Below are 19,432 nucleotides of genomic sequence, written 5' to 3'. Positions count from 1 at the left end.
GAAGGGGACTTTGAATTTGTATCGCTCATATAACTTGCTTCGTTATAATTTTATAATTTAAGATTTAACTTAATAAAACTCACCAATAATTCCCCCCTTCAGGGGGCTAGGGGTTAATCTAATTTTAAAACCGCCATAAATGCACTTTGTGGAATTTCTACATTTCCAACCTGGCGCATACGTTTTTTACCTTTTTTCTGCTTTTCCAGTAATTTACGTTTACGGGAAATATCACCTCCATAACATTTGGCGGTTACATCTTTACGTAAGGCACTCAATGTTTCGCGCGCAATAACTTTCGCACCGATAGAGGCTTGTATTTTAATCTCGAACTGTTGACGAGGGATTAATTCTCTTAATTTTTCGCAAATTTTCTTTCCGAAATCGTAAGCATTGCTTCTGTGGATTAATGAGGAAAGAGCATCAACCGGCTCATCATTTATTAACATATCTAAACGAACCAAATCTGATTTACGGTAACCGATCTGATGATAATCGAATGATGCGTAGCCTTTTGAAATTGTTTTTAATTTATCATAAAAATCGAATACAATTTCGCCCATTGGCATTTCAAAAACCAACTCAACACGGTCAGATGTTAAATAGGATTGATTTACAATTGTTCCTCTTTTCTGAATACAAAGTGACATTACAGGGCCAACAAAATCGGCTTTTGTAATAATGTTGGCTTTGATAAATGGTTCTTCAACAGAATCTAATTTACTTGGATCAGGTAAATCAGATGGATTATTTACAAAAATTTCATCACCTTTAGTGGTGTGCGCAATGTAAGATACGTTGGGAACGGTAGTAATTACCGTCATGTCGAATTCGCGCTCCAAACGTTCCTGAATAATCTCCATGTGCAACATGCCCAGGAATCCGCAACGGAAACCAAAACCTAGTGCTGCAGAGCTTTCAGGTTCGAAAACGATAGATGCATCATTGAGTTGCAACTTGTGCATTGCCTCGCGAAGTTCTTCAAATTCATCAGTATCAACAGGATAAATACCTGCAAAAACCATTGGTTTTACCTCTTCAAATCCTTGTATTGCATCCAGTGACGGTCTTGCTGTAGTTGTAATTGTATCACCAACTTTTACTTCTCTGGCTTCTTTAATCCCGGAAATAATGTAACCCACATCTCCGGTTTTAACCACATTACGTGGTGCCATATCCAGTTTTAAAATACCTACTTCATCAGCTAAATATTCTTTCCCTGTATTGATAAATTTTACTTTATCACCTTTTTTAATCTCGCCATTAACAACCTTGTAGTAAGCAATAATCCCCCTAAAAGAGTTAAAAACTGAATCGAAAATCAATGCTTGTAATGGTGCTTCCGGATTGCCAACAGGTGCAGGAACGCGGTCTACAATAGCTTGGATAATATCAGGAATACCCAATCCGGTTTTACCAGATGCTGGAATAATATCTTCCCGCTTACATCCGATCAAGTCAATAATCTGGTCTTTTACTTCTTCAGGCATTGCCCCCGGTAAATCCATTTTATTTAAAATCGGAATAATTTCAAGGTCGTGCTCTAAAGCTAAATATAAGTTGGAAATCGTTTGTGCCTGAATACCTTGCGAAGCATCTACAATTAAGAGTGCCCCCTCGCAGGCAGCAATCGAACGGGAAACTTCGTAAGAAAAATCTACGTGGCCGGGTGTATCAATAAGGTTGAAATTATATTCAATATCACCAACTTTATAGTTCATTTGTATGGCATGACTTTTAATCGTTATGCCTCTCTCACGCTCTAAATCCATGTTATCGAGCAATTGTGCCTGCGCTTCGCGCTTGGAAATTGTCTCGGTGTATTCTAATAACCTATCAGCCAAAGTACTTTTACCATGGTCGATATGTGCAATAATGCAAAAATTACGTATATGCTTCATCTTTGCGCAAAGATATGTTTTTTAAGGTAATTTTTAATCTAGAAAATATTGCTGCAAAACACTTTGATTTGAAAAGCAAATACAGTGACTTTTCTGTTATCGAAGAGATGGTTTGTAAAATACATTTTGAGTGAGTACCATCCCTTGCGTGTGCTTAAAGATTGCTTCTTGCCTCGCAAAGGCGAACTTTTATGAAGTTTTTTTTATTTATTCCATAAAAAATTTAAACCATTTTTTTCTTCCATTTACCTTTTTTAAACAGGATATAAGCAGCTATTGCAATACCTGCCTCGGCGGTTGGAATGGCAATAAAAACACCTGTTGGGCCCATATCTAAAAATTTAGCTAAAAAATAAGCCAATGGAATCTGGAAAAGCCAGAATGCAAAAATATTAATTTTGGTGGGCGTCCAGGTATCACCAGCACCATTAAATGCGCTACTAAATACCATTGCGGCTCCGTAAATTACAAAACCAATGCTTAAAATTTTTAACGCTCTACTTGCTATGGCAATTACCTTTTCATCGGAAGTGAAAAACGCAGCAAAAAGATGCCCGCAGGTAAGAAAAAGTACACTTACAACTGCCATAAATATCAAAATATACTTTAAGGTTTGGAAAACTGATTTTTCAGCACGGTCTACAAGGCCTGCACCTAAATTCTGACCTACCAATGTTGCAGCTGCATTACTTAATCCCCAGGCGGGCAACATAAAAAACATCATTAGGCGCAATGCAGTTTGGTAACCTGCAGAACCTTCGTCACCACCCGTAGTAGCAACCAGCTCCGCTAAAAATACCCAGCTACAACTCGCAATCACAAACTGGAAAATAGCTGGGGCAGCAATCTTTATAATGGCTTTAATTTGTGTAAAATCAGGTACAAAATGACTGATGCGTATTTTTAATGTATTTTTTCCACTGAACAGACTATAAACCTGGTAGATAACACCAAAGCCTCGTCCGATTGTGGTGGCAATTGCAGCACCTGTTAAACCAAAAGCCGGGATAGGTCCGAAACCGTTAATAAAAATAGGGCAGAGGATGATGTTTGCAATGTTGGCAATCCATAAACTCCGCATCGCAATTGCTGCGTTGCCTGCACCACGAAAAATCCCATTGATTAGGAATAAAAGTACAATAATAATACTTCCACCCATCATTATCTGAACGAAAGTGGTGCCATGATTTGCCGTTTCAGTTGAAGCGCCCATTAGCAGTAAGATATCCTTTGCGTAAATTAATCCTAAAATGCTGATTAAAATATTTACAAAAACTGCAATCAATATGGTCTGCATGCCAGCCTTTGATGCTGCTTCTGGATTTTTTTCACCTATTCTCCGGGCAACTACCGCAGTTGCAGCCATACTTAAACCAATGGCAAGAGAGTAAATAATGGTCAAAACTGATTCTGTTAAACCAACGGTTTGTATTGCATAACTGCTATTTTCTAAATGGCCAACAAAATATAAATCAACTAATGCAAAAACTGATTCCATAGCCATTTCCAACATCATCGGAATGGCCAATAAAATAATTGCACGTTTAATACTGATTGAAGTTAAATCAACCTCATGACCTTTTAAAGATTGCAGGAGAATATCGAAAAAAGACGAAAGTTTGCCCTGTGTCTTTGTAGACTGTGACATATAATATATAATAAAGTATAATGTATAAAACCGATGATACGCATTAGGCGCACATACTTAAAATTGAAATGGGAGGGAATCCTCGGTTATTTAGAACCTCAAACGGATTGCAGATACTATCATGGCTCTGGTCTTTTTGATTCAACAAAGATAGCTAAAATTTTGAATTGTCAAGTTTTCATGACTAATTTTCAAGGGAGTGATTAAATTTTGCGACTTCTTTTTGCCACAGAAACACAGAATCCTCAGAATTATAATCTGCTTAATGAGTATTAAATACTGTAGGCTTTAATCATTTCCTCTGAAACCTTTGTTCCACGGCCTGTATTCAAATCAATTAAAACATAATCAAAAATACCATCAGATGCCACTTTGCCTGTTTTTTGGTTAATAATTTCGAATTGAACAGCGCAACCTTTATCATTCATTGTTAAAATTCCGGTCCTGATTAGCATTAAATCGTTCATCAGAAGTGGTCGTTTAAAGTTAATATCGACACGACTTACTACCCAGCCTAAGCCTTGTTTAGTAAAATATTCCCAAGGCATGCCATAAAACTTTTCCATTTGTTCGTAACGTGCAGCCAGTACATAATCCAGGTATTTGCTATTATGTACATGATTAAACATATCGATATCGTCCGGGCGGACACGTAATTCGCTTTCGAAAATACTGTATTGATTTTTTTCCAAGGGTAAATGTCTTTTTTTGCAAAAGTAAGCTTTTGATGGCTTTATATAAAGATGTATTGATGTAAAGATATATCATCTATTTTTCGTATTTTCGATATGAAATGGGAAAGCTCACTTTATATGATATTACAATTCCGCGCGAAACAATCATTGAAGAGCGTGATAGTATTTATTTGAGCGGTACCCCTGAGCAACGCTTCTTTTGCGTTTTCAACTTAACCACATTTCTGTTGCCATGAACGGCGGCAGACCATTAAAATTTCCACAAGGAAAGGATATTATAATCCGCAAACCAAACATATAATTTTTATATGTCGTTCGATAAAGGACAATCCGGAAATGCTCTTGTTATTGGAAACATTTCAGCAATTTGATGTCGTTAATTTTATCGTTAATTAAACACTTGCTTATAATTAAAAATTGCCTTATCTTTGCGCCACAATTAATTAATTTTTATTGCTTTAATATTATTCAAGAATGTATTTAAGTCCAGAGAAAAAAGCTGTAATCTTCAAAGAGCACGGCGAGGTAGAAACCAACACGGGTTCTGCAGAAGGTCAAGTAGCGTTATTTACATACCGTATTGCGCACTTAACAGAACACTTAAAGAAAAATCGTAAAGATTTCTCTACTCAGTTGTCACTTCAAAAATTGGTAGGTAAACGCCGCGGTATTTTGGCATACTTATACAAAAAAGATATTGAGCGCTATCGTGCTATCATCAAAGCTTTATCGCTTCGTGATATCATCAAACAAAAATAAGCGCAAGTTTATCACTAAAAGCCATTCTTCAGGGAATGGCTTTTTAATTCCCTGTTAATTTTTTTAACGGGTTTTATTATAGATAGGCTTTTTTAATACTATCTTCGTTTGCAAAAACAAAACATATATAAACAACGGTGTGTAGAAAGAGGAAAACACACCATAATTCTAATTAAATGAATGTAATAAAAAAATCGTTCGATTTGGGCGATGGCAGAATTGTAGAAATTGAAACTGGTAAATTGGCTAAACAGGCTGATGGTTCGGTTGTAGTAAAAATGGGTGATACGATGTTGCTTGCAACTGTAGTTTCAACTGTTGGTGCTAAACCAGGTACTGATTTTTTACCATTATCGGTTGATTATCAGGAAAAATATGCGGCTACTGGCCGTATTCCAGGTGGCTTTTTACGTCGTGAAGCTAGATTATCTGATTACGAAGTATTAATTTCACGTTTGGTAGATAGAGCTTTACGTCCAATGTTTCCAAGTGATTATCACTCTGATACACAGGTGATGATTTCTTTAATCTCTGCTGATAAAGATATTATGCCAGATTGTTTGGCAGGTTTAGCAGCTTCAGCTGCATTATCAGTATCTGATATTCCTTTCAACGGTCCGATTTCAGAAGTACGTGTTGCAAAAATTGATGGCAAATTGGTAATCAATCCATTAGCTAGCCAATTAGAGCGTGCAACTTTAGAGTTCATGGTTGCCGGATCAGCAAATGATATAGGCATGGTTGAAGGTGAGTGTGATGAAATTCAGGAAGATGAAATGGTTGAGGCTTTAAAATTTGCACACGATGCAATTAAAGTTCAATGTGCTATTCAGGTTGAATTAACTGAAGCTACAGGCAAAACCGTTAAACGTGAATATAACCACGAAGACCACGATGCTGATTTGAAAGCTAAAGTTTATGCTGATACTTATGATAAAGTTTATGCTGTAGCTAAAGCTGGTGGCAATAAAGATGTTCGTAAAGAAGGTTTTACTGCAATTATTAACGAATTCTTCGAGGCAATGCCAGAAGATACTGCAGATTTAACCAAAGCAATGGCTAAACATTATTACCATGATGTTCAATACGATGCCATCAGAAACTTATTGTTAGATGAAGGTATCCGTTTAGATGGTCGTAAAACAACTGAAATCCGTCCGATCTGGAGTGAAGTTGGTTATTTACCTGCTGCTCACGGTTCGGCTGTATTTACACGTGGCGAAACACAATCATTAACATCAGTTACTTTAGGTAGCAAAGATGATGAGCAAATGATTGATGGTGCTTTCTTTAATGGTTACAATAAATTCTTATTGCACTATAATTTCCCTGGTTTCTCAACTGGTGAGGTTAGACCAAACAGAGGTGCTGGCCGTCGCGAAATTGGCCACGGTGCTTTAGCGCAACGTTCACTTAAGAAAGTATTGCCTCAGGGCGAAGCAAATCCATATACAATCCGTATCGTTTCTGATATTTTGGAATCAAACGGTTCATCATCAATGGCAACAGTTTGTGCTGGTACATTGGCACTTATGGATGCAGGTATTAAAATCAAATCTCCAGTTTCTGGGATTGCAATGGGTTTAATTACTGATGAGAAAACTGGTAAATATGCAATTCTATCTGATATTTTAGGTGATGAAGATCACTTGGGTGATATGGACTTTAAAGTAACTGGTACTGAACACGGTATTGTTGCTTGTCAAATGGACTTAAAAATCAATGGTTTATCTTACGAAGTTTTAACAAAAGCTTTGTTACAAGCCAAAGAAGGTCGTTTACACATCTTAAACGAGATGAAGAAAACGATCAGTTCACCTAATGAGGATTACAAACCGCATGCTCCACGTATTGTTTCTTTAACTATTGAGAAAGAATTTATTGGTGCAATTATCGGCCCTGGAGGTAAAATTATTCAGGAAATGCAACGCGAAACCGGTGCTTCAATCTCTATTGAAGAAGTTGAGGGCAAAGGTATTGTAGAAGTATTTGCTGATAATAAAGCAGCTATTGATGCAGCAGTTACCCGTATCCGTAACATCGTAGCTAAGCCAGAAATTGGTGAAGTTTACCAAGGTAAGGTAAAATCAATTATGCCATTTGGCGCATTTGTTGAAGTTATGCCAGGTAAAGATGGTTTATTACACATCTCTGAAATTTCATGGGAACGTTTAGAGACTATGGATGGTGTGTTAAAAGAAGGTGATAAAATCGAGGTTAAATTATTAGACATCGATAAACAAGGTAAAATGAAACTTTCGCGCAAAGTTTTATTGCCAAGACCAGAAAAACCAGCTGCTCCGCAAGCATAAAACAGACCGGATTAGGAACTCCGAAGTCGGGAGATATAGCAAACCCTTTCAGTTTTACTGGAAGGGTTTTTTATTTTATAAATGGAATTAATTTGCGTACTTCAGCTGAATTTATTTCAGCATCTTTGTTTCTAATTTAAAAATTTTCACAGTTCTTTTGTAACTTGCAACATACTGTTATGCTGATTTGATAGCTATCGGATTTATTTCAGCATCTTACCCAATCATAAGTCCCTGAAATGAATTCAGGGTGACGGTCGTTTTAAAATGTTACTTTAATACTAAGAGATCATTAAATGAAATACATCATTGCCCCATCCATACTTTCTGCCGATTTCGGCAATTTACAACGCGATATTGAAATAATTAATCATAGTGATGCCGATTGGTTTCATGTTGATGTGATGGATGGTGTTTTTGTTCCCAATATATCCTTCGGTTTCCCTATAATGGCCGCAGTAAAAAAACATGCTATTAAACCGCTGGATGTTCATTTAATGATTGTTGAGCCAGATAAATACGTAGAGGAATTTGCCAAAGCAGGAGCGGATAGGATTACCGTGCATTACGAGGCTTGTACTCATCTGCACAGAACTATCCAGTTAATCAAAGCAACTGGATGCAAAGCGGGTGTAGCACTAAATCCGCATACTCCGGTAACTTTACTCCAGGATGTTATTGAAGATTTAGACCTGGTACTGATTATGTCAGTTAATCCGGGTTTTGGTGGCCAGGCATTCATCCACAATACTTACAAAAAAATAAAGGATTTAAAAGCATTGATTCAAGGCGTAAACGAAAACTTAATTATCGAGGTTGATGGTGGTGTTGGTTTACAAAATATTGCTACATTAGTATCCGCAGGTGCTAACGCTTTTGTAGCTGGAAATGCAATTTTCGCGACAGAAAATCCAACGGAAACCATTTCTAAAATGAAAAGCTTAACTACCACAAGCCTAAACGCATAAATTTTAAACACAGATATTAGTGCTAAAGCATGCTTTAAGCCATTTATTTTGGTTCAAATTAATCTTTTACTATATTTTGAGTAAAATAATTGTGTTTATCTGTGTTTATCTGTAGCTAATTAACCAAATCTCTACGCGTAATCCATGCTCAAATTTCGGCTAATCCTGTTCCTATTAATTGCCGGTTGCAGTTTTGCTGTTGCTCAGCCATTAGTTAGGGTTTCGGGGATAGTTTATAGTGATGAAAAATTACCCTTAGCACAAGTTACGATAATTGTTTTAGGGCAGGCACAATCAACTGTAACAGATGAATTCGGGGTTTATACGGTTTACTCCAAATCGAAAAATTTTAGCATTAAGTATTCCCTCTTAGGCTATCAGCCGCAGACATTAAAATTTAGTGAACGTTCGGGGGCAAGAATTATCAAACAAGTAAATTTGACAGCCAATATCAACGAACTAGAACAAGTAAATATTACAAATAAACAAAATCAGTTAAGCAATACTACTACGATTAACATTGCTGATGTTGCTGCAATGCCCTTGGTTTCTGGCAATTTTGAAACCATGCTCAAAACGCTTCCCGGGGTATCTACAAATAATGAATTAAGTGCTCAATATAGTGTTAGAGGTGGTAATTTCGACGAAAACTTAATTTACATCAATGATGTAGAAATCAATCGGCCGGTTTTGATCCGCAATGGGCAGCAGGAGGGATTAAGTTTCATCAATTCAGATCTGGTGAGTAAAGCTAAATTCTCTGCCGGAGGTTTTGAGGCAAAATATGGCGATAAACTTTCTTCTATTTTAGATATTAAATACGACAAACCGGATAGCAATCAAACTATTTTCAGCACAAGCCTCTTAAATACTTCATTAAGTACCAAAAAAATATTTAAAAATAGTTTTCTATTGGCTGGGTTACGCTATAAAAACAATTCCAGCGTATTAATCAAACAAGACGAGAAAGGCAGTTACAGTCCAAATTTTGCCGATGCGCAACTACTTTACCAATATGATTTTTCTTCAAAATTCAATATCAGTTTCCTGGGTAGTTTTAATCTTGGCCAATTTAAGCTGGTGCCCACCAACAGGGAAACGCAGTTCGGAACTTTAAGTACTACACTAAGGTTAAATGTTGATTATACTGGCCAGGAGATTGATGATTATCAAACGCTGGGAAGTGCGGTTACAGCTACCTATTCGCCCAAACCAAACCTCGTAATTAAGTTTATTAACAGTTATTTCAATACTATTGAGAGAGAGCGTTTCGATATTAACGGCACTTATATTTTTGACGAGATAGACAATACTTTTCCGGGAGAAAATTTTGGCGTAATCAATAAAAACAGAGGTCTTGGCAGCTATTATAACTATGGAAGAAATAGCCTTGATACGAAGATTTTTGCTTCAGAAATTAAGGTAGATCAGAATTTCGACAACCATGTTTTTTCTTGGGGTTTAAAATTTGACAATTCCAAATACAATGATCAGTTGAATGAATATAACTATACGGATTCTGCCGGTTTTATTCTTCCAAACAATTCAAAAAATATCACATTGCAAAATGTTATAAATGTCCAAAATAATTTAGACATTAAAAACTTTAGTGCTTATATACAAGATAGTTATTCCCTTTCAAATTCTGCTGATTTACAGCTTGGTGCTCGTGCTAGTTACAGTTCATTAAGTAAGCAGTTATTAATCAGTCCGAGGATGCTAATTGCCTACAGGCCGAACTCCAACAACAAAATATTAAGATTTTCAGCTGGCGTTTACAAACAGCCACCATCATACCGCACCATTCGTGATTTTTCTGGAATTTTGAATACCGATCAGAAAGCGCAAAGTTCTTACAACACCTCTTTGGGTTACGAATATGCTTTTGATGCTTTTGGTACGCGGTTAAAATTCACATCTGAGGCTTATTTTAAATATTCTGATCGTTTAATTCCTTATAAAATCGATAATTTAAGAATCAAATATCTGGCTAACGAAGTTTCCAGAGGTTATGCTTATGGTGCAGATTTCAGTATAGGAGGGGAGTTTGTTAAGGATCTGGTATCTTATTTCAGAATGTCGGTAATGCATGCCAATGAGGATATTATCGGCGATAACTATGTTCAGAGTGGTACAACAATTTATCCGGGTTATTTAAAAAGACCAACTGATCAGCGTTTAAATTTTTCCATATTTTTTCAGGATAGGTTATTGAATAGTCCCACCTATAAAGTACACCTCAATGCACTTTATGGTTCAAGATTACCCATTGGGCCATCGCAAACCCCAAGATATTTGGACAAATTTTTTATTCCATCTTATAAACGTGTAGATATTGGTTTTTCTAAAGATTTTCTGGATGATGCTGCATTGCATAAACCTAAATTTTTAGATAAAAATTTCAGCTCTGTTATTCTGTTTATTGAAGTTTTTAATATGCTTAATATCGACAATACGGTTTCTTATCTATGGCTAAAAGATGTAGATAACGTACAATATGCAATTCCTAATTATTTAACAGGCAGGCAGTTTAACTTAAAACTGATCGTGAAGTTGAAGAACAAGCCGTAGTTTTTAGATTTTGAATTTTTAAGATCTTTTATTGCGAACCATCCAGGCCGAAAAATCTATGAGTTTGGATGTGTAAATCGATAAAGCCGGGGCTATAACCTTTCAAAAATCAAAAGAAATGCAAGTTTTCTAGTTAAACGTTTTAATTGCAAAAACTTCAATAAATCCTATGAATTCCGGGCTTTTTTTAACAAAATTTAATTTTTTATGATACGATTTTATAGGCATAACTGCTTTAAAAATTTTACATTTACGGCCATAAAACATTATATAATAAGATGAAGCATAATTTTGGCGCAGGCCCTTGTATTTTACCTCAAGAAGTGTTTAAACAAGCAGCTCAGGCTGTTTTAGATTTTAACGATGGATTATCAATTTTAGAAATTTCGCATAGAACAACCGAATTTGAGGCAGTTGTTGCTGAAGCTGAGAAGTTGGTAAAGGAATTATTAAATGTGCCGTCGGGTTATTCCGTTTTATTTTTACAAGGTGGTGCAAGTTTACAGTTTGCAATGGTTCCAATGAATTTATTGGGAGACGGACAAACAGCAAGTTACTTAGATTCTGGTGTTTGGGCAACCAAAGCATTAAAAGAGGCTAAATTTGTTGGCAATGTAAACGTTGTAGCTTCTTCAAAAGATGCAAACTACACATTCATTCCAAAAGATTTCGAAATTCCGGCTGATAGTGCTTATTTCCACTATACCTCGAATAACACCATTTATGGAACTGAACTTTTTGAAGTACCAAAAACGGATGTACCTGTTGTTTGCGATATGTCATCTGATATCATGAGCCGCGTAATTGATGTTTCCCAATTTGATTTAATCTATGCAGGAGCACAAAAAAATGTAGGTCCGGCGGGTTTAACTATCGTTATTGTTAAAAATGATGCTTTAGGTAAAATTGACCGTAAAATTCCTTCAATGTTGAACTATCAATCTCATATTGATAATGATTCAATGTACAATACACCTCCTGTTTTTTCAATTTATGTGGCTTTGTTAAATCTTCGCTGGTTAAAATCTAAAGGTGGTGTTGCTGAAATTGAAAAAGAAAATAAACAGAAAGCAGAAGCACTTTACAGAGAAATTGATCGCAATCCATTATTTAAAGGAACTTGCGCAGTTGAAAACCGTTCCAGAATGAATATCTGTTTCGTAATGGAAAATGCAGAATTAGAAAAACCATTCTTGAAATATGCTGAAGAGCAAGGTATAGTGGGTATTAAAGGACACAGAAGTGTTGGCGGTTTCCGAGCATCAATGTATAATGCTTTACCGATTACCAGTGTACATGCATTAATTGATGCCATGCAACTATTTGAAGAACAACAAGCAAAAGCAAATTAATTTAAATTTTAACCACAGATAATTACTGCGATTTTTAGTCGAAGTAATCAACTAACGCTGTGCAATCATAGATAAAATGATTAAAATATTAGCAAACGATGGGATTGATCCGATCGGAAAAGAATTATTAGAGAAAGCCGGTTTTCAGGTTGATACTGAAACCGTTCCTCAAGATAAATTAGCAGAAGCTTTAAAAAACTACGACGCAATTACTGTTCGTAGTGCAACAAAAGTTAGGAAAGAGTTGATTGATGCCGTTCCAAATATTAAATTAATTGGAAGAGGTGGAGTTGGTATGGATAATATTGATGTGGAATATGCACGCAGTCAAGGTGTTAATGTGGTAAATACTCCAGCTGCATCATCATTATCAGTTGCTGAATTGGTATTTTCACACTTGTTTACAGGGATTAGATTCTTACAGGATGCTAACCGTAAAATGCCTGTAGAAGGTTCAACACAATTTAACAACCTCAAAAAAGCCTATGCCAAAGGAACTGAGCTAAGTGGTAAAACCATTGGTATTATCGGTTTCGGTCGTATCGGTCGCGCTACTGCAAAAGTGGCTTTAGGCTTAGGTATGAATGTTTTGGCTTACGATTTATATCCTTCAGAATCTGAAATTACATTAGAGTTTCAAGGCGGAAAATCAGTAAGTATTCCAATTAAAACTGTTTCGTTAGACGAGGTAATTGCAGGTAGTGATTTCTTTAGTTTGCACACCCCATTTGCGGATAAACCAATTTTAGGTGCAGAAGAATTTGCTAAAATGAAAAACGGAGTAGGTATTGTAAACTGTTCTCGTGGAGGAACAATTGATGAGCCTGCTTTAATCGAAGCTTTAAATTCTGGTAAAGTTTCTTTTGCTGGTTTAGATGTTTTCGATAACGAACCAACTCCATTGGCAGAAATTTTAACACATCCTAAAATCTCATTGACACCCCATATTGGTGCATCAACCAACGAAGCACAAGAACGTATTGGTACGGAATTGGCTACATTGATTATTGAGCATTTTAAGAAATAATAATATTTTAACCCCTCACAGGTTTTAAAACGGCGCAGCTCTTAGTGAGGCCGTTGAAAAATAAATACCTACGAATTAAACCTGTGAGGGTTTTTTAAATTAGTCCAACGCGTTTGTTGTAACCCAATACCGATAGCCTAAAATCGCTTTCTGAAAAGTAGTAAGCTTATTCGGGTCTTTTTTATACAAGCTTGGCAGAACAGCCTTGTTTATCTTTGCCAAGATTTTAAACAGTCCTTTTTTCATACCTCTGTAGTTTTCTATTGAAAAAATAAAACCCACTTGCCATTACTAAAACTAAAAAAGCAATAATATAGGTTGATAAGCCGCCTTTATTTTTTTTGTCTAAATCTTCTTTAAGCTGTGCATTTTGATCCTGCAATTTTTTAATAGTTTGCATATAACGTTCAATGCGTTCTTGCGAATGATCAGCTACCGCTACTTTTTGTTGATTTTGCAAATCCTTATAATCCATCAAGGTCTTCAGTTCCTTAAAAATATTATTATCGGTTAACACTACCTGACGGAGTATCTCATTTGAATTTTTGATATCCCTTTTTGTTTGCCAGCCAAATATGCCTGTACGTTGATTTAAACTTTCATCATATTGTCCAAATCTTGTACTCCTTTCCGTTAATAAAGAATTTACTTTTGCGCGTTGAGCTGCATAAGCAACTGTATCTTGCTGTGCAAAAGCCTGAAAACTAAAAAAGATAACCGAGAGCAGATAAAAATATTTCTTCATGTGGATATAAACGCGAAAAGGGTAGAAGTTGTTTTATTGGTTAATTGGCTCAGGAAAATGATCGTCTCGGACGGTAGCGATAGCAGAACGAATTATCTATTTAGAAAGCTTTCTCGACTATGTAGCTTAAGATCGCTATTGCATCCAATCAAATGACGGCAATTGGAGAAATTTCCTTTTTTTAATATTTTCTTTGGTTTTTTACCTTTGGGGTTTCAGCTTGTTAAGGATGAAACTCAACCCGTACAATATCACCTAAATGTAAACCCAATAATCCACTGGCTTTTCCTTTATTAATGGCAATTTCCAAATGGTTACTTATACCAAAAAGGCAAAGTTTTTCACCTTCCTGCACTTCGTTGTAATGCCAGCTCAACTGGGTGATGGTTTCACTCTTTCTAAAGTACAAAGTAAAATCCCTGTTTTTTTGAATCTTAGTAAAAAGATCTTTCGTAATGTTCGTAATTACGTTGCAAAAAGTATCTATATAAACCACACTTCCACGGATCACATCGCGCTCAATAACAGGGTGTAAAAGCATCTTCTGCTCAATCTCTGCTACAGGTAAACCTATATCTTTCAGCTTTCCGCCTTTGGCAAGATGTGTGGCTGCTTTAACGAAAATATCAACCAACGGAAAGTGTAAATATTTCAGATCCTGCATAATATTCAGCTCTACTACATCTTCTGGAATGTCATCAAATAGCAGTGAAAAAATACCATTATCGGCACCTACAAAATAATGATCCCGGTGCTTTACGGCAATATATTTAGTATTTTCGCTGTAAACAGAATCGATACCGATTAAATGTACCGTATTTTTTGGAAAGTAGGGATATGCGTTTTTTAATACGAATGCCGCGTATGAAATATTGAAAGATGGAACCTCATGGGTAATATCAACTAAATTAACATTAGGCATAAGACTCAACAGACTACCTTTAAGGGCACTCTGGTAAAAATCTTTCGAACCTAAATCTGTTGTTAAAGTAATTATCCCCATTAAAAATTCATTATTATTGCTTATTCTTGTGTACAGGCCTAAGCGTCTGCAAATATTCAAATTTTAATTAATATACCCCGATAACTTTTTAAAATACTACAGTTTGAACGAATTAAAATTAACCCTGGATACCGTAAATCCCGCTCACTTTTGGGGCCCGAATAACGAGAATTACGAAATGATTAAAGGTGCTTTCGCGAAGTTGAAACTGGTAGCGAGAGGAAGTGATGTTAAGGTTCTCGGTGATGAACAGGAACTTAAGGCTTTCGAGGATAAGTTTAACCAGCTTATTGCACACCTCGAAAAATATAGCTCACTTACCAATAATGATGTAGAATCTATACTTGGTGCAAAAGCAGCCGGTGTAGTAAAAAAAGATGTAGAACAACCTACCGGAGGCGGTGGAGAAGTTATTGTTTTTGGTACAAATGGTCTTTTAGTTAAGGCAAGAACAGCAAATCAGCGTAAAATGGTGAGCAGTATTGCCAAAAACGATATCTTATTTGCCATTGGTCCTGCCGGAACAGGAAAAACATATACCGCAGTAGCTTTAGCCGTGAGGGCTTTAAAAAACAAGGAAATTAAACGCATCATTTTAACCCGTCCGGCTGTTGAAGCAGGAGAGAACCTTGGTTTTTTACCTGGTGATTTAAAAGAAAAAATTGATCCCTATTTACGCCCGCTTTACGATGCATTGGATGATATGATCCCTGCTGAGAAATTGAAATTCTACATCGAAAACCGTACAATTGAAATTGCACCGCTTGCATTTATGCGTGGCCGTACTTTAGACAATTGCTTTGTGATTTTGGATGAAGCCCAAAACGCAACAGACATGCAGCTAAAAATGTTTTTAACACGTATGGGCCCAACCGCTAAGTTTATTGTAACTGGAGATGTTACCCAGATTGATTTACCTAAGAAACAAATGTCGGGCTTATTTAATGGTCTTAGAATTTTAGAAGATATTAAAGGTATAGATATTATCTATTTAAGTGGAGAAGATGTGGTAAGGCATAAACTGGTAAAAGATATCCTGAAAGCTTACGGTGATATTCAGTAAATGGGAAATGTAAGATGGATCATGTAAAACGGGAAAGATTGAAGTCTTTTAAAAACATCATCTATCTTACATCAATACATCTTACATCATAATTATGGAAAGTATTAATTTAGAAAATAATTTGAAGCTTTCTTTTGAAAAATTGCCTCATACCATAAGGCTGATCATTTCAAAAACTGATGAAGAATGGGTTTGTAAAAAGGAGACACTTAAAAAGCTGTTCGAATTTGTTAATATTGATCAGGCACACGTCTTTAGAGGAAGGCTTCAGTTGATTAAAATTGATGATCGTATTACAATTCAGATCAAGAATGAAAATATCAGCACCATTTCAGCGAAAACTTTTAAAGAGGTATTGAATAAATTAAAATAATCAACCCCCCGTAGCTTATTAACTGCGGGGGTTTTTAATAAATTATATCTTCGGACTTCTTACCTTGGTCTTCGGACTTTCGTACTTTTTTCCTATTTTTATCCCCTCATGAAAGCACTAAAAGAAACCCATTTTAATTTCCCAAATCAAAGTAATTTTTACAAAGGTAAAGTTCGGGATGTATATACTATAGCCGATCAATTTATGGTTATGGTAGTATCAGATCGCATTTCTGCTTTTGATGTTGTATTGCCCGAAGCCATTCCATTTAAAGGACAGGTATTAAACCAAATTGCAGCTAAATTTTTAGCAGCCACTCAAGATATCGTTCCCAACTGGGTTTTAGCTGTTCCAGATCCGATGGTTACCATTGGCCGTATTTGCGAACCATTTAAGGTAGAAATGGTTATCAGAGGTTATTTAGCCGGACATGCGTGGAGAGAATACAGTGCTGGAAAACGTTCGGTTTGCGGCGTTGCCTTACCAGATGGCTTAAAAGAAAACGACAAATTGCCTCAGCCGATTATTACCCCAACAACAAAGGCTTCAGTAGGGCATGATGAAGATATATCAAAAGAAGATATTTTGGCAAAGGGTATAGTTTCTATTACCGATTACGAGAAATTAGAAGATTATACCTATGCATTGTATCAACGTGGAACTGAGATTGCTGCAAAAAGTGGATTGATATTGGTAGACACAAAATATGAGTTTGGAGTTGCTGATGGTGTAATCTACTTGATAGATGAGATTCATACCCCGGATTCATCGCGGTATTTTTATGAAGAAGGATACCAGGATCGCCAAAATAGTAATGAGCCTCAGAAACAACTTTCGAAAGAATTTGTAAGAAAATGGCTGATAGAAAATGGTTTTCAGGGAAAAGATGGTCAGGTTGTGCCAGAAATGACACCAGAAATTGTTAATTCAATTTCAGAAAGATACATTGAACTTTACGAACAAATTGTAGGAGAAACATTTATAAAAGCTGATGCTGATGCCATTTCAAGCCGTATTGGAGCGAATGTTTTAAAGGCTTTAGAAACACTTTAAATTCGAAAGAAATTTATACATTAGTAAAATAAAGATCAGAGAGATGAAATTTTCAGTAGATAAACACGATAAATATGTAACCTTAAAGTTAGAAGAAACTAAGTTTACAAACGATAATGCACCCGGCTTAAAATCCGAATTCTATTTACTTAATGCAGAAGGATTTCAGAATATTATCGTTGATTTAAGTCATGTTACCGAGTGTAATGATGCGCAGGATTTAAGCTGCTTATTGGTTGGTGATCGACTTTGTAAATCAGCCGGAGGTTTATTTATTGTAACCGGAATTAACGACGAGCTTGCATCAATTATAGAATTATCAAACATATTCCAGTCTGTAACGTTTGTTAATACATTAGAGGAAGCAACAGATTTCATTTTTATGGATGAGTTGGAGAAAGAGTTCAGAGGCGCTAAATAACTATAGTTTACATAACATTCTAGCCTCGTAGTTTATAAAAATCTACGAGGCTTTTTATATCTTACCATGATGAAATTTGAAGTTACAATTTTAGGAAGCAGTTCTGCTACACCTGTATTCAACAGGAACCCATCGGCACAGCTGCTAAATTGTAATGAAAAATATTACCTGATTGATTGTGGGGAAGGCACACAGCAACAATTAACCAAATACAACCTAAAGGCTACCCGGATTGACTATATTTTTATCAGTCATTTACATGGCGACCATTATTTTGGATTAATCGGGTTATTATCAAGCCTGCATTTAAACGGCCGGACCAAGCCCATGCAGATATTTGGACCTAAACCGTTGTTGGAAATTCTTGAAGTTCAATTCAAATATTCCGATACCATATTGAGGTATCCAATCGAGTTTTTTCCAATCGAAGCAGATCAACCGGTACAAATTTTCGAGAATAGTGATTTAACAGTTAAAACAATTGTTTTAAATCATCGTATTCCTACCACGGGCTTCATTTTTCAGCAAAAAAAACGTCAACGTAAGCTAATTAAAGAAAAAACATACGATGTACCCGTTGCTTATTACACGGCCTTAAAAAAAGGAGTGGATGTAGAACTGCCAAATGGAGAGATCCTGCGAAGTGCAGATTATACCACAGATGCTGATCCACCGAGATGTTATGCCTACTGTTCTGATACTTTGTTTGACGAAAGTTATTTTTCTTCTATAAAAAACTGCGATACGTTATATCATGAAGCAACGTTTCTACACGAGCTTTTAGATCGAGCTAATGAAACACACCATACTACCGCTTTGCAGGCAGGAGAAGTGGCTAAAATCAACGGGGTAAAGAAATTACTCATCGGACATTTTTCTTCGCGTTATAAAACCTTACAAATGCTTTTGGAAGAAGCACAATCTGTTTTTGAGAATACGGAGTTGGCGGTTGAAGGCAGGACTTTCCAGTTATAATTTTTTACCACAAAGTTTACAGAGGAATGCACAGAGGATGGAAGGCAATTAGTCATAATGATCTTTTTGCGTGACCTAATATCGTCTTCATTCTCGCGCATGCGGGAATCCTAGTGCTTTTGATTTTTATAAAATAAATTGGCGTTTAGAGTGATACTTTTCTCCGATAATTATCCTTCGACTCCGCTACCATTAACAGGCTTCAGTAAAGCGGTCGTCACTGCCAGGTACGAAGCAATCTTTAATGTTAGTGAGCCTTGCCATAAAGATTGCTTCGTCGGCTGAAAAAGCCTTCTCGCAATGACGATTTAACTTATATTTGCTTAAGCGAAGCGGGAGATTTATTTAAACGCATTTCTTGACTACGTTTTATTCAGTATCATAAACAAATTTATCTAACAAAGTCGTCATTCTCGCGCAGGCGGGAATCCTAATGCTTTTGATTTTTATAAAACAAATTAGCATTTAGAGTAATACTTTTCTCCAATAATTATCTTTCGATTCCGCTCAGGATGGCACTTGAGAATTCCACATTTCTTAGTATTCCTGTCCTTCAAGACTGAAGC

General features: G+C 36.1%; 16 protein-coding genes. 11 read left to right on the top strand and 5 right to left on the bottom strand.

Going from position 1 to position 19,432, the window contains the following annotated elements; genetic code table 11:
* Positions 1 to 113: 113 nt before the first annotated feature.
* From lepA to ASE74_RS21590, 3 genes are all read right to left on the bottom strand, one after another.
* Positions 114 to 1,901 (bottom strand): translation elongation factor 4, encoded by a 1,788-nt coding sequence (gene lepA, locus ASE74_RS21600; protein WP_055913908.1) that lies wholly within the window; start codon positions 1,899 to 1,901, stop codon positions 114 to 116.
* Between the two features lie 223 nt (positions 1,902 to 2,124).
* Positions 2,125 to 3,549, bottom strand: a complete 1,425-nt coding sequence (locus tag ASE74_RS21595) for an MATE family efflux transporter (protein ID WP_055913904.1) — start codon at positions 3,547 to 3,549, stop codon at positions 2,125 to 2,127.
* 272 nt (positions 3,550 to 3,821) lie between these two features.
* Positions 3,822 to 4,241, bottom strand: a complete 420-nt coding sequence (locus ASE74_RS21590) for a thioesterase family protein (RefSeq protein WP_055913901.1) — start codon at positions 4,239 to 4,241, stop codon at positions 3,822 to 3,824.
* Positions 4,242 to 4,718: 477 nt separating this feature from the next.
* Between ASE74_RS21590 and rpsO the strand changes: the two genes are divergently transcribed.
* From rpsO to ASE74_RS21560, 6 genes are all read left to right on the top strand, one after another.
* Positions 4,719 to 5,003 (top strand): 30S ribosomal protein S15, encoded by a 285-nt coding sequence (gene rpsO / locus ASE74_RS21585; protein ID WP_055913898.1) that lies wholly within the window; start codon positions 4,719 to 4,721, stop codon positions 5,001 to 5,003.
* A 176-nt stretch (positions 5,004 to 5,179) separates the two neighbouring features.
* Positions 5,180 to 7,315 carry a polyribonucleotide nucleotidyltransferase gene (pnp, locus tag ASE74_RS21580; RefSeq protein WP_055913896.1) on the top strand — a complete coding sequence of 712 codons (2,136 nt, stop codon included), beginning with the start codon at positions 5,180 to 5,182 and terminating at the stop codon, positions 7,313 to 7,315.
* 296 nt (positions 7,316 to 7,611) lie between these two features.
* Entirely contained in the window at positions 7,612 to 8,283 is a 672-nt protein-coding gene (rpe, locus tag ASE74_RS21575) for a ribulose-phosphate 3-epimerase (RefSeq protein WP_055913893.1), read from the top strand.
* Between the two features lie 144 nt (positions 8,284 to 8,427).
* Positions 8,428 to 10,854, top strand: a complete 2,427-nt coding sequence (locus tag ASE74_RS21570; RefSeq protein WP_055913884.1) for a TonB-dependent receptor — start codon at positions 8,428 to 8,430, stop codon at positions 10,852 to 10,854.
* Between the two features lie 278 nt (positions 10,855 to 11,132).
* Positions 11,133 to 12,206 (top strand): 3-phosphoserine/phosphohydroxythreonine transaminase, encoded by a 1,074-nt coding sequence (gene serC, locus ASE74_RS21565; RefSeq protein ID WP_055913881.1) that lies wholly within the window; start codon positions 11,133 to 11,135, stop codon positions 12,204 to 12,206.
* Positions 12,207 to 12,282: 76 nt separating this feature from the next.
* Positions 12,283 to 13,233, top strand: a complete 951-nt coding sequence (locus ASE74_RS21560) for a D-2-hydroxyacid dehydrogenase (RefSeq protein WP_200912343.1) — start codon at positions 12,283 to 12,285, stop codon at positions 13,231 to 13,233.
* Positions 13,234 to 13,459: 226 nt separating this feature from the next.
* Here ASE74_RS21560 and ASE74_RS21555 read toward each other — a convergent pair whose 3' ends face one another.
* Complete coding sequence (locus tag ASE74_RS21555; protein WP_055913879.1) at positions 13,460 to 13,978, bottom strand: hypothetical protein; 519 nt, start codon at positions 13,976 to 13,978, stop codon at positions 13,460 to 13,462.
* A gap of 223 nt (positions 13,979 to 14,201) precedes the next feature.
* Positions 14,202 to 14,981, bottom strand: coding sequence for an S-adenosyl-l-methionine hydroxide adenosyltransferase family protein (locus tag ASE74_RS21550; protein WP_055913876.1), 780 nt, complete (start codon positions 14,979 to 14,981; stop codon positions 14,202 to 14,204).
* Between the two features lie 103 nt (positions 14,982 to 15,084).
* Between ASE74_RS21550 and ASE74_RS21545 the strand changes: the two genes are divergently transcribed.
* The 5 genes from ASE74_RS21545 (at position 15,085) to ASE74_RS21525 (ending at position 18,866) form a co-directional block, all read left to right on the top strand.
* Positions 15,085 to 16,044: a PhoH family protein gene (locus tag ASE74_RS21545; RefSeq protein ID WP_029275135.1), complete on the top strand. Its 960-nt coding sequence runs from the start codon at positions 15,085 to 15,087 to the stop codon at positions 16,042 to 16,044.
* Positions 16,045 to 16,138: 94 nt separating this feature from the next.
* Positions 16,139 to 16,417: a hypothetical protein gene (locus ASE74_RS21540; RefSeq protein WP_055913874.1), complete on the top strand. Its 279-nt coding sequence runs from the start codon at positions 16,139 to 16,141 to the stop codon at positions 16,415 to 16,417.
* A gap of 108 nt (positions 16,418 to 16,525) precedes the next feature.
* A complete protein-coding gene (locus tag ASE74_RS21535; RefSeq protein ID WP_055913868.1) occupies positions 16,526 to 17,470 on the top strand; it encodes a phosphoribosylaminoimidazolesuccinocarboxamide synthase in 945 nt (314 codons plus the stop codon).
* 43 nt (positions 17,471 to 17,513) lie between these two features.
* Positions 17,514 to 17,891, top strand: coding sequence for an STAS domain-containing protein (locus ASE74_RS21530; RefSeq protein ID WP_055913865.1), 378 nt, complete (start codon positions 17,514 to 17,516; stop codon positions 17,889 to 17,891).
* A 69-nt stretch (positions 17,892 to 17,960) separates the two neighbouring features.
* Complete coding sequence (locus tag ASE74_RS21525) at positions 17,961 to 18,866, top strand: ribonuclease Z (protein WP_055913862.1); 906 nt, start codon at positions 17,961 to 17,963, stop codon at positions 18,864 to 18,866.
* Positions 18,867 to 19,432: the final 566 nt, after the last annotated feature.

The organism is Pedobacter sp. Leaf216 (genome assembly GCF_001421515.1).
Classification (GTDB): domain Bacteria; phylum Bacteroidota; class Bacteroidia; order Sphingobacteriales; family Sphingobacteriaceae; genus Pedobacter.
The sequence above is the reverse complement of the archived record's forward strand: the minus strand, read 5'-3'. Positions and strand labels throughout refer to the sequence as shown.

Excerpts from the sequence above, each read along its gene's own strand:
- lepA (WP_055913908.1), bottom strand. The coding sequence starts at position 1,901 with ATGAAGCATATACGTAATTTTTGCATTATTGCACATATCGACCATGGT.
- ASE74_RS21595 (WP_055913904.1), bottom strand. The coding sequence starts at position 3,549 with ATGTCACAGTCTACAAAGACACAGGGCAAACTTTCGTCTTTTTTCGAT.
- rpsO (WP_055913898.1), top strand. The coding sequence starts at position 4,719 with ATGTATTTAAGTCCAGAGAAAAAAGCTGTAATCTTCAAAGAGCACGGC.
- pnp (WP_055913896.1), top strand. The coding sequence starts at position 5,180 with ATGAATGTAATAAAAAAATCGTTCGATTTGGGCGATGGCAGAATTGTA.
- rpe (WP_055913893.1), top strand. The coding sequence starts at position 7,612 with ATGAAATACATCATTGCCCCATCCATACTTTCTGCCGATTTCGGCAAT.
- ASE74_RS21570 (WP_055913884.1), top strand. The coding sequence starts at position 8,428 with ATGCTCAAATTTCGGCTAATCCTGTTCCTATTAATTGCCGGTTGCAGT.
- serC (WP_055913881.1), top strand. The coding sequence starts at position 11,133 with ATGAAGCATAATTTTGGCGCAGGCCCTTGTATTTTACCTCAAGAAGTG.
- ASE74_RS21560 (WP_200912343.1), top strand. The coding sequence starts at position 12,283 with ATGATTAAAATATTAGCAAACGATGGGATTGATCCGATCGGAAAAGAA.
- ASE74_RS21555 (WP_055913879.1), bottom strand. The coding sequence starts at position 13,978 with ATGAAGAAATATTTTTATCTGCTCTCGGTTATCTTTTTTAGTTTTCAG.
- ASE74_RS21550 (WP_055913876.1), bottom strand. The coding sequence starts at position 14,981 with ATGGGGATAATTACTTTAACAACAGATTTAGGTTCGAAAGATTTTTAC.
- ASE74_RS21540 (WP_055913874.1), top strand. The coding sequence starts at position 16,139 with ATGGAAAGTATTAATTTAGAAAATAATTTGAAGCTTTCTTTTGAAAAA.
- ASE74_RS21535 (WP_055913868.1), top strand. The coding sequence starts at position 16,526 with ATGAAAGCACTAAAAGAAACCCATTTTAATTTCCCAAATCAAAGTAAT.
- ASE74_RS21530 (WP_055913865.1), top strand. The coding sequence starts at position 17,514 with ATGAAATTTTCAGTAGATAAACACGATAAATATGTAACCTTAAAGTTA.
- ASE74_RS21525 (WP_055913862.1), top strand. The coding sequence starts at position 17,961 with ATGAAATTTGAAGTTACAATTTTAGGAAGCAGTTCTGCTACACCTGTA.